The sequence below is a fragment of the Providencia sp. CIM-Carb-044 genome (assembly GCF_033901115.1).
GTDB classification, from domain to species: Bacteria; Pseudomonadota; Gammaproteobacteria; order Enterobacterales; family Enterobacteriaceae; genus Providencia; species Providencia hangzhouensis.
In genome coordinates this window covers 1-2,220 of the sequence record NZ_JAXADV010000050.1, presented here as the reverse complement: position 1 = coordinate 2,220, position 2,220 = coordinate 1, and the positions used below count along the sequence as shown (strand labels likewise).

Below are 2,220 nucleotides of genomic sequence, written 5' to 3'. Positions count from 1 at the left end.
CAGCGGCACGTTCCCCTCCGCCAACAGAGCCGGCAAACAGGTAGTTTTTCCGACCCAGGGCGATGGGCCGTAATGACCGCTCCGCACTGTTGTTATCTATCTCAGCATAGCCATTATCCACGTACGCTACCAACGCGTCCCATTGCTTTAGTGCATACTGGATAGCTTTGGACAACGCAGAGCCTTTTGATAAGGTGCGCAGGGTTGTCTGCAACCAGTTGTTAAACTGTATCAGGATGGGTTTGGCCTGCAGACTTCGCAGGTGCTGTCGTGCATCCGGTGGTTGCCCTCGCGCCTGTTTCTCAATCACATACAGTGATTGGATTATGGTCAGGGCTTCTTCTGCCAAGGGGGACGGGCCGGATTGGGTAATGTCATAGAACTTACGCCGCACATGGGCCCAACAACCATGCTGGGTGATGTGGTTTTGGTATAAGGCATTGTAACCGGCATAGGCATCAGCCTGCAGTGAACCTTTATACCCGGTTAAATGGGCAGTGGGGTGCAGACTTTTTCTATCTTCACTGTATTGCAGCCACACGGCAGGCGGTGTGGTATCGCCCCAGGAACGACCATCACGCACATACGTCCAGTAGCGGCCGGTTTGTGTGCGGCCTTTTCCTGGTGATAAGGTTGGCGCGGTCGTGTCATCCGCAAAGATATGTTGACCGGCTTTGACATGGCGTCCAATCGCCTCAGCAAGGGGCGTTAATAATGCACCGGATTGACCAACCCAGTCTGCCAGCGTTGAACGCTCGATATCAATGCCTTCCCGCGCCATCCGCTCAGCCTGACGGTACAGTGGTTGATGGTCGAGGTATTTATCGACAATCACTTGTGTCAGCAATGCTGCGCTGGCCAGGCCTTTTTTAATCACCCGCTCCGGAGCCTGACCTTGTACCAGCGTGTCGCAGTGCTGGCAACTGAACTTAGGGCGTACAATGCGGATAACCCGATAAGATGCGGGTACGACATCCAACATTTCAGAGACATCCTCACCGATATGGGTTAATTCGCCCTGACATGCCGGACACTGGCAAGGTGCATCAACACGCTTTTCTTCACGTGGTAACTGTGCCGGTAAGGTCACACGACGACGCGCAGTGGCTTTCTCTTCGACAGCGCCATCGGTAAGTTTCGGTAAGGCGGCCGTCTGCATCTCCAGCTCTTCTAACTGCAATTCCAGTTGATGGATTTGCTTATCCAGATGCTCCGAGGAGCGACCAAAACGGGCGCGCTTTAATACAGCTAATTGATGGCGTAATGACGCAATAACCGTGTCTTGCTGGGCAAGCGTTTCCTGCAGCTGCAGGATAATCGCCTGCAACTGTTTCGGGTCATTGGGTAAGGTAGGTGCCATCATTTTCATGCGGCGTATTATAGCGCAAAGCGATGGCTAACTCATTGATTAATTGTATTTAAGCTGTGTTTTTTGGCGTATTTTTTCTGGCGGGCGGACGCCAGTCTAAGCCTTCAAGCAGTAGCGCTAACTCCGCTTGGGTTAAATGCACAGCACCGGATTTTGCGACAGGCCAGACGAACTGTCCCTGCTCAAGACGCTTGTAGAATAAACACAAGCCCTGACCATCCCACCACAGTAATTTCACCCGGTCACTGCGCCGTCCGCGAAAGACAAACACATGACCACTGAAAGGGTCTTTTTGCAGCACGTGCTGCGCCATGGCAGCCAGGCCATCAAACCCTTTGCGCATATCAGTGTAACCGGCACACAGCCAGATACGCACATCATGCGATAACATCATCATGATAACGCTGCCAGCAGTTGCGCTAACATGGCCGGTGTCGCCTCGTGCAACATCAACTGATGACCACTTCGAAATGACACCGTGATGGCAGGTTTAGGCAAAACGGGGGCTGCTTTAGCCGGGCGGACGCTGACAGGTAGAAAAGCTGAAGCAGCTACAGGCGCATCCGGTTCACCTTTAGCGCGTCTGACCCACAAAGCCTGACCCGCCTCAGCTTCACGCATCCAGCGAAATACCTGATTGGTGTTCACATCGTATTTGCGGGCTAATTCAGAAACGGACAGTGTACGCTCTTTGGATTCTCGGACAATCTGCCATTTAAACTCAGGGGAAAAGACCCGGCGCACATCGGGGTGTTTTAAAGCTGGCATTCATAAGTCTCACAGTTGGCAACAGTGAGCGCTATGATGCGTGATCAGTTAGCAAATAAAAGATGTGTTCGCCGGACGCTTAC

3 protein-coding genes are annotated in these 2,220 nt (G+C 52.7%); all 3 read right to left on the bottom strand.

What is annotated here, in order from left to right:
* The coding region (tnpC, locus tag SJ312_RS23165) for an IS66 family transposase (protein ID WP_319868409.1) at positions 1-1,369 on the bottom strand (1,369 nt) is incomplete at its 3' end.
* A 49-nt stretch (positions 1,370-1,418) separates the two neighbouring features.
* On the bottom strand, positions 1,419-1,766 hold the full coding sequence (tnpB, locus tag SJ312_RS23160; RefSeq protein WP_248129605.1) for an IS66 family insertion sequence element accessory protein TnpB: 348 nt from the start codon (positions 1,764-1,766) through the stop codon (positions 1,419-1,421).
* A complete protein-coding gene (locus SJ312_RS23155) occupies positions 1,763-2,137 on the bottom strand; it encodes a transposase (RefSeq protein ID WP_319868408.1) in 375 nt (124 codons plus the stop codon). Before SJ312_RS23155 ends, tnpB begins: the two co-directional genes overlap by 4 nt.
* Positions 2,138-2,220: the final 83 nt, after the last annotated feature.